6 protein-coding genes are annotated in these 8,481 nt (G+C 42.3%); 4 read left to right on the plus strand and 2 right to left on the minus strand.

From position 1 onward, the window contains the following. Window positions 1–190 precede the first annotated feature (190 nt). A complete protein-coding gene (locus tag MKY98_RS26870; RefSeq protein ID WP_069011635.1) occupies window positions 191–1,564 on the minus strand; it encodes a primase C-terminal domain-containing protein in 1,374 nt (457 codons plus the stop codon). Window positions 1,565–2,194: 630 nt separating this feature from the next. On the opposite strand from MKY98_RS26870, the gene MKY98_RS26875 reads away from it, so the two are divergent. From MKY98_RS26875 to MKY98_RS26890, 4 genes are all read left to right on the plus strand, one after another. Then, window positions 2,195–3,415, plus strand: coding sequence for a ParM/StbA family protein (locus MKY98_RS26875; RefSeq protein ID WP_256026087.1), 1,221 nt, complete (start codon window positions 2,195–2,197; stop codon window positions 3,413–3,415). Beyond that, a complete protein-coding gene (locus MKY98_RS26880) occupies window positions 3,412–3,786 on the plus strand; it encodes a hypothetical protein (protein WP_069011636.1) in 375 nt (124 codons plus the stop codon). The genes MKY98_RS26875 and MKY98_RS26880 overlap by 4 nt, the downstream gene beginning before the upstream one ends. A gap of 572 nt (window positions 3,787–4,358) precedes the next feature. Continuing rightward, window positions 4,359–5,576 carry an IS4 family transposase gene (locus MKY98_RS26885; RefSeq protein ID WP_218061469.1) on the plus strand — a complete coding sequence of 406 codons (1,218 nt, stop codon included), beginning with the start codon at window positions 4,359–4,361 and terminating at the stop codon, window positions 5,574–5,576. Window positions 5,577–6,380: 804 nt separating this feature from the next. Continuing rightward, entirely contained in the window at window positions 6,381–8,135 is a 1,755-nt protein-coding gene (locus tag MKY98_RS26890; protein ID WP_069011637.1) for a hypothetical protein, read from the plus strand. Window positions 8,136–8,196: 61 nt separating this feature from the next. Here the strand turns inward: MKY98_RS26890 and MKY98_RS26895 are convergent, their stop codons facing one another. Beyond that, window positions 8,197–8,412 (minus strand): hypothetical protein, encoded by a 216-nt coding sequence (locus MKY98_RS26895; protein ID WP_069011638.1) that lies wholly within the window; start codon window positions 8,410–8,412, stop codon window positions 8,197–8,199. Window positions 8,413–8,481 lie beyond the last annotated feature (69 nt).

The following is an 8,481-nucleotide window of genomic DNA, read 5'->3' on the forward strand; positions in this document are numbered from 1 at the left end:
AGGATCAGGAACACACAGGACTAAAATAACAGGGAGCAAAAGGAAATTAAAACAAGGAGCAGGGAAAGGGAACTAAATCGAAAATAGGCCCCGTTAGGCAAAAAGTAGAAATAGATAGAGAAGCGCAATCCGGAATAGAAAGAGAATACGAAAATGAGAGCAGCAAGAAAAAGACCCACATAAAAATACACTAAGGCAGAGGAGGAGGTAAGGTAGTGCAAGCAGACAATAACCCACCCACCAACCCCCCTAGAATCTTAAATGTATTGGAGACTGGTACATTAATTATGTAACTATTTGTAAAATTTTGTTTTGGAAAAGGGATGATCTTGGCCGTAGTTTTCGTCGGGTCTTTCGGGCATACCAAACGAAGGGTTGTGCATGCTGCACGTCCCTTTCCAGATACCTCTAATATTACTTTTTCTCTTTGCACTAAATTACATACAACTTCCTGAAAAGTAGACAGGGACATACCGAAAGAAGCGGCAAGCTGGCGCTGCGATCCAGTCACCTGTTGGCCGGGTTGCTCTTTTAAAAATTCGAGTACGTCAGTCGCCCATTCTGTGTAATGGCTACGTTCTCTCTCTGCTCTCGGCTTGGCCGCATCCCACTTCGCTGCGTGCGCAAAAGAAACCCCGGATAGATATTGAATCCAATCGGCCGTTGGTCCAGCTGGAGCGCCAGCCTTGTACGCGCTCCGTACTTTCTGACAAATAACGCGTTCCGAAAGCGGCGATTCAAGACGAGCATTCCAGGTATGCAACGCATTTTCAGCGCTCTCCTGGTCATAACCTTCAGCCTTGTAAACCAAAGCAAGGGTATAAGCCGCGTTGTCTCTTTTGCCGCGCTCTACGCCCCGTAGGAGCGCTTGAACTGCTTCACGTTCCAAAAGCCCGCACCGCGTCCAAACGCCCGTTTTGACGTTCTCCTGCTCCGGCTCATGGTTAAGCCAGTACCAATCGTTTAATTCTTCAAAGGCTACCCGGCGTTCACTTCGGTAAACAACGTTTTCCTCTGTAGGAATGCGAAAATAGCGCTCTGCTCCAACTGCCTGCTGATCTGCACCGATGGCTACAGCCATAGCAAGCTGAAGCTTGTTGTAAGTATCAACGGCATTAGAGAACGCTTTACGGGGGGAATCAAGCACAAAATAGACATGGTAGCCCCCACTTGGGGTTCTCACAATCATGGTAGGCAGCGGCAGACCAGCAGACCGGATCTGTTCGAGTAGATCCGGCAAGCAAAGGCCGACATTTACACCACGCTTTGTGTCCACGTCTAATACAATCGCATTAAGCCAGCGCAAAGTCTCCTGATTGCGCAAACCTCTCCGATAGAAGGTATTAGGGGTATAGTATGTATAATGGTCACTCAGGACAAATAGAGTTTGGTAGGTGCGAACAGCTTTGGCAGATTGGCAATCATTGCTGAGGTACACCCACCCCAAACTGTGGTCACGAATTTCAGCTTTTTCAAAGCGCTTTGGCCGCTCCGTAAGCTGGTTATGATATAAGTCCCAAAATGCGTTATAGGCGATTTTGGGTAAATTTGCATAGGTAGACATTAAAAAAACTCCCATTTCCAGCACCACGCCTAAAAAAAGGCAATAGGAAATTAAGAGTTTATGCTTTACTTTTTTTTCGCACATAGGGTATAATGTACCCAGAAGCAAAAAAACGAGTAAAGCACACTCTTGGGGTTTTATGATGAAGGTCGCGTCGCCAAACATGACTTCTTCATAAAATTTGGGTGGTGCTTTTTTTTTTGTATTTTTTTGTTATGTATTTATGTTAAAACCGCTCTATAATTCTCGCAAAAAAAAATGTTGTGGATATGTGGATATACTCCGATTTTGCCACTAATCTAGTTTTTTTGCAAGAACTTTTAATAGTCCCGCCTACTCCCGTAAGTGTTTTTTGCCTACCAATCGGCAAAAAACACTTTTTTTATTTAAAATAAAATCAAAATGAGGTTATTAAAAACTTTATATGAGTTTATTTAAAAATCCATTTTGAGTTTATAATAAACTCAAAATGTTTATAAAAACCTGTTTTAAACTCATTATAAATTTATTTTCGAACTCATTTCAGGTTGATATATTAGTTTTGGTATATTATACTAGTAAAAGATAGAATATCGAAGTTTATTTAAACTTATTTTAAACTCATTATAAACTTAAAGGAGATGTTGCACGGTGCCAGTCAAACAAAATGAGTCAAATGCTGATTTTGGTAACTCGACAAACAAAATGATTATTAATGGTACTCTCTATTCCCAACCTGCAGTCATTAAGAGATTGTATACCAAACCCGATGAATCGGATAAAAGCATCGCCGCTATTGTTAACAATTTAATGAATGAGCTTGTTGTTAACATTAGTAGTGGTGCTATCAAAAAAGACGGAATCTATGCAGTAGGAAACCATGCAAGTCTGACCTCAAGCACATCAGACAATATGAATATTAGACTCGGAAATAAACATAAACATGATATTCCCGTGGTAATGACTCTAGCTATGCAAGCAGCTCATGAAGTCCAAAATTACTATTCAGCTCACAATGAGTTGCCTGATACCATTGAAGTAAACGGTTCTCTTGCCGGCTCCATCCCTGCTTCGGAATGGAACCCTACCAAGGCTAAGATTTTAGAGAAACGCTTCACAGGAAACACACATGTTGTGACGGTTTACATAGGTAAGAAATCCGTTGTTGTTACTTTGAAATATACAAAGTCCAAAGTAACCCAAGAAGGGTTAACTGGCCTTTACGGTTTTGTATTCTGGAAAAGTCCAAAAAAAGACGCTACAGAGAAAATCGAATCGCCCCATATACTTTCTAAGTTTAGAGAAACATATGCTGACAAACCGGAACTTTTGAAGTTAACGCCGCGAGACTTCGCAACTAAAAAAGGACTTCTAGTAGATATTGGATCAGGAACGGTTGAATTAATTCATACACATGGTTTGAACCCTGTTCTCGAAAATTGTGATGGAAAAAAACATGGAGTTGGGCATGCAGCCGAAGCAGCAGCCAAACTTTTAACAGAAGAAACTCAAGGATATTTGGAAATTAACCGTCAACGTTTTGACCAAATACTTCAAGACCCTAAAGATAACTTATATAAAATGGCAACTAGCTTTATGGAAGAAGCACAATATGGAGAAGCTAACAACATCCTGGTTGCTATGCAAGATCACTACAGTAAGATTGGCGGCGACATTGAATTTATTATGGTGTTCGGTGGTGGAAGTATCACCTTTGAGCCTGATCTGTACGAAGAAGCAAAGGAATTTGCCGATGCAGTCCATTGCTTATTAGTTTGGATTCCAGGCGAATACGCTGTAAACTTGAATGTGCATGGATTGGATATTTTGCATAAAAAAGTTCTCTTTCAAGAGGCGGGTGTTGAAGGTTGACAGAACCTACCCGTAAACACGTCTCTTGGCGAGTAGGCGAGTTAAAAGAGCATGAGAAAGTAAATCGTTGGGTTGATGCACAGTCTAACATACAACTATCCCTAGCAAGTATCGTCTTGCACATGATTGATCGGTTTGGATATCGAGACATCACAGAACATGACATACAAAAAATTCTCTATCAGGAACCTTTGCTCAATGGATTACAAGCACCTTTAACGCCGTTTTCTGCTATGTACGCTATTCCTGAGCCACAGCCTGCCGCAACTATAGACGAACAGGTAGCGGCCAAGAAGAATCCCCCTAAAGAGGAAAGCCAGGAAGAGGAAGATGATCCGTTATTAAAGCAGATCAACCCTAAATCATTTTAAGTAAATAAAGCCCCCGGTAATTAGCCGGAGGCTTTATTTGCTAACTGACCTCTTCCGACCAGTCTTATTATTGTAAGTAGTTTAGGCATTTGACTCATTTTATTGAACTAAAAACACCCACGTAGAGTTACCTCATATATTATCATGAATAATAAGCCTAATTTGGAGGTGAACTTTTTGGCAAATAACTATCGTTCAGTAGCACAGAACCCAGTAACAACCTATGCACGTCCGCAAGTAATAATTAGATCAGTCCAACCTATTAAGGCTCAGGGTCCACAGGGATTTTTTGATTGTCATAGTGTCTGTTATGAGGTGTGTATAGCTGGAATATGCCACAGAGAATGTGTTATAGTCTGTTAGTTGATCCCATCTGCTTTTGAGTATTTCACTAAAGCCTTCCCCTATATAGGCAATGTCATTAAGTTAAGACGCAGGTTCTAAATCAGGAACAAGAGCAGGTTATCGAAAAGATAGCCCGCTCTTTTTTTGCATGAAAAAGGAAAAAAAGACTTGACAAGAAGATGGTCATATGTGGCGAAGCCCCTTGAAAAAACGAGGAGGTTACGCCAATGGATGAGTACGCAAATTCCCTAAAAGAAACGCTGACATCCCTCATACGAGAAATGTCAGCCGCACCAGCACCTTATGTCAAAAACCCTGAAAAAGATTTTACCCGAAAGAAAAAGCTGCCCTTTGAAACGGTTATGCAACTCCTGATCTCCATGGGGGGGAACAGCCTATATAAGGAACTCTTGGAATCACAAGGTTATGACGTAAATACCGCGACCACTTCTGCTTTTGTCCAACAGAGGAATAAAATCCTGCCGTCTGCTGTGGAATTCTTGTTTCACCAATTTACGCAATCATATACGGATATCAAGGACTACCGGGGGTATCGTTTACTTGCTGTTGACGGTTCGGATTTGCATATCGCAACGGACTCTGCGGACACGGAAACCTATTTTCAAAGTCAACCGAACACGAAAGGCTATAACCTTCTGCATTTGAACGCAGCCTATGACTTGTGCAATAGACTTTACGTGGATGCCATTGTTCAGCCACGAAGGTTTTGCAACGAGGGAAGGGCGTTGGCTGCTATGGTTGACCGTTCCCCGATCAAAAGCAAAACCATTGTTATTGCCGATCGAGGGTATGAAAGTTACAACAATTTCGCGCATATTGAACGCAAAGGGTGGAACTATGTCATACGGGTAAAGGATTTGGATTCCAATGGTATTCTTTCGGGCTTGCGTGTGCCCTCTAGCGGAGAGTTTGATTGGGACATTCATCTGACACTCACAAAAAAACAAACCAAAGAGGTCAAGGCTCATCCTGAGATGTACAAGTTCGTCCCTTCCACGTCTACCTTTGATTTTTTGGATCTGCAGGAGAACTTGTTTTATCCGATTTCCTTTCGGGTTGTTCGTTTCATCCTGCCTAATGGCACTTATGAAACCGTTATTACGAGTCTTTCTACCGCTGATTTCCCACCCGATGAAATCAAGTCCATTTATAACATGCGATGGGGGATTGAGACCTCTTTCAGGGCATTAAAATACACCGTCGGTCTGACGAATTTTCATGCAAAGAAGCAAGAGTCCATCATCCAAGAGATATTCGCAAGAATGATCATGTACAATTTCACTGAAATGATGACCTTGCACGTCGTCATTTCCCAAATGGATACACGGCATCCCTACCAAGTCAACTTTACGGTTGCCGTTCACGTTTGTAGATATTTCCTGCGCTCTCGGCACGATGCCCCTCGCCCGATGTTGAAGCGCTGATTCGCAAAAACATTTTGCCGATTCGACCCATTCGCTCAGGGCAGAGGAATACACGCAAAATCCGCTGGAAATCAGCTGTTAGCTTCGTCTACAGAGTAGCATAATTCGGTTCACATGAACATTTTTTTAAGCGGATACTCTATCCGCTTTGTTTGCTGTACGCTTTTTTCCTTGCTTGCACAAAAAACAAACGGCACGGGGCTTTTCCCATGCCGTTTCGGATTTCATTTTTATTCCCGGAATTGTCTTTGAGCTTATCTTAATGACATTGATCCCTTGGGGGTTTCTTTTTTTGTCTTCAAATCATTTTTTTAGCCTGTGGTGATAATAAAATTGTTCAATAGGTACTATTCAATAAGTGCACTTCAATATGTAATTCTTAACTCTGGATTGTCAACACAAAACTGAACAACTCCTATGAGGGCACTTTTTCCGTCCCTTCTTCTTATCTGCTCGTTCTACTAGCCCTTATATTTTCTGTCCAACTAAGAGCCGATCCATCATTCAACACTTTTAACATGTTACTTTAATCTTCGGCAGCCGGATTTTTTCCTGCACTGTCTCTATGAATGCAAGACAACAGAAGATTATATAAAAGATTCTTCGTTTAGGTTGTTAAATAACCATGTTAATTACCCTATAAATGAAGAGCAATTAAAGCGCGCAGTTCTCAACTCGAGTGAAACAAAAAAACTTTGGAGGTTAAATATTATGGCAAAAACACGTGAGTATGCTTCAACTGAACTAATTGCAAGATATCCGTTTAGCGGTTACGTCCGGGTATCTAATAGGAGTGTTGGCTAAATGACGATAAAAGACACGGTGGCCCGAACGATTGCGAGGAAAGCAGACGCTAAAGTAGGCGAGATAATAGGTCAAACTACCACTAAGGTAGCTGAGGAGATTACCACCCCGATACCTTCCAATTGGGCAATAGGTGGACTGACCAGCGCTGGTATGGAGACGAGTGTTACGAATAGTTATAGATCCGGATACATCGACGTGTCGAAGGTGAAGAGACTCAGGCTAGAAAATAACACAATTATGTACAGGGTTAATTTATACAACGCGGCGAAGCAGATGCTACGGCAAGCTGCGTTTGATATTAATTATTACACGGTCGATGATGACGTTTACTTTGTAAGAATTGTAGTTGCCGATACAAGCAAAACATCTTATCAAGTCTACGCCGTAGACGTCACAACTACGACAGAACCTATATTTATACCTAGCGCACTTAAATTTGGATTTATGCCAAGTAATGACGCGGCAACTAACGCGGTTGCACTACAAAGGGCCGTTGATGCGGGAGGCATGATAAGGGTAGAACAGCCAGGCATCTACGATATCGACAGAGCGATAAAGATCGGGGACAACGTCACTCTAAATTTTGGTCCAGGTGTCTTTTTAAGGCGCACCACATCAAACGGGTACGTACTCGTCAATAAGGGTGCATTTACTCGTAGTTACAACAAAAACATCGTAATAAGAGGTTTAAAGCTAATATGCAACGGTAAAGAATCCACTGCGGGCTCAGACTTAATTACGGGGTTGAGAGGTCAAATCTCTTTTTTCTATGTTAAAAATCTCTCAATCGAAAACTTCGAATGTCTCGACCTCCTATCCTATAGTTATTGCGTACAGATATGCACCTTCGAGGATGTAATCATAGACAAGATACGAGTAGAGGGAGGCAAGGACGCGGTACACTTTGGTAGAGGCAGTAATTTCGTAGTCCGTGATGGAAAATTTAAAACGTACGATGATCCTATAGCGTTAAACGGGCATGACTACGATACAGGAAATCCACAGCTTGGTTGGATCGAGAATGGCTTAATAGAAAATTGCTACGATTTAGCCGCTGCATCTACGACTGGATACTTCTTACGTGTCCTCGCCGGCGCTTGGGTTGATTGGTTTTCCGGCATGGAGCTACAAAAGTCAGACACGGTGGTAAGTAATGGGCGATTGTACCGAGTAGTCGCGAATCCCGACGGCACTAAGTACACATCAATGACGGCACCTACACACGTAAACGGGACGGTCACTCTCGACGGTAATATTAAATGGGTGATGATACAGGACGATGTTACCTATACGGCAGGTTGTAGAAATGTACACCTGAAAAACATCTACCTACAGAAAAACAGACCCGTCGCAGTTAGTCTCCACCTTGACAAGGACAACTACTCCCGTAGTTACTACCCAAATGCAACACCGCCCATTCAGAAGAACATCATTTTGGAAAATATACACATGCAGACTGACATCCCTCGATTAATCACAGCTACTACTCCCGTCGACACAATAAAGCTTGTAAATAGCGAGATAACGAATACATCAATCGTACTTAATAATATAAGCACCGCGGGTATGACTTACAGCAACACCAACCTTGTTATGATGGGTGTGACGTTCAAGGGTACCGGAGGGCAGAGGTTAGTAAATTGCGCGGGCGGCAGAACGGCATCTGTTAAGGTAGTCGGGAGCGTCGTAGAGAACGCAACCTACGCACCTACTTTTTCGTCCGGCGTTACTATCGTAGCTAAGGATATATAGCCACAAACTAGCGGCCAGGTAGAAATTAGCCGATGTGCTTCAACACGATGATTTTTACTCATTATTTACATGAGAGTGTATCTTGTGATTCCAAGAGTTCCTTATATAGGCTGTTCCCCCCCATGGAGATCAGGAGTTGCATAACCGTTTCAAAGGGCAGCTTTTTCTTTCGGGTAAAATCTTTTTCAGGGTTTTTGACATAAGGTGCTGGTGCGGCTGACATTTCTCGTATGAGGGATGTCAGCGTTTCTTTTAGGGAATTTGCGTACTCATCCATTGGCGTAACCTCCTCGTTTTTTCAAGGGGCTTCGCCACATATGACCATCTTCTTGTCAAGTCTTTTTTT

This window comes from Paenibacillus sp. FSL M8-0228, assembly GCF_038007385.1.
Classification (GTDB): domain Bacteria; phylum Bacillota; class Bacilli; order Paenibacillales; family Paenibacillaceae; genus Paenibacillus; species Paenibacillus polymyxa_D.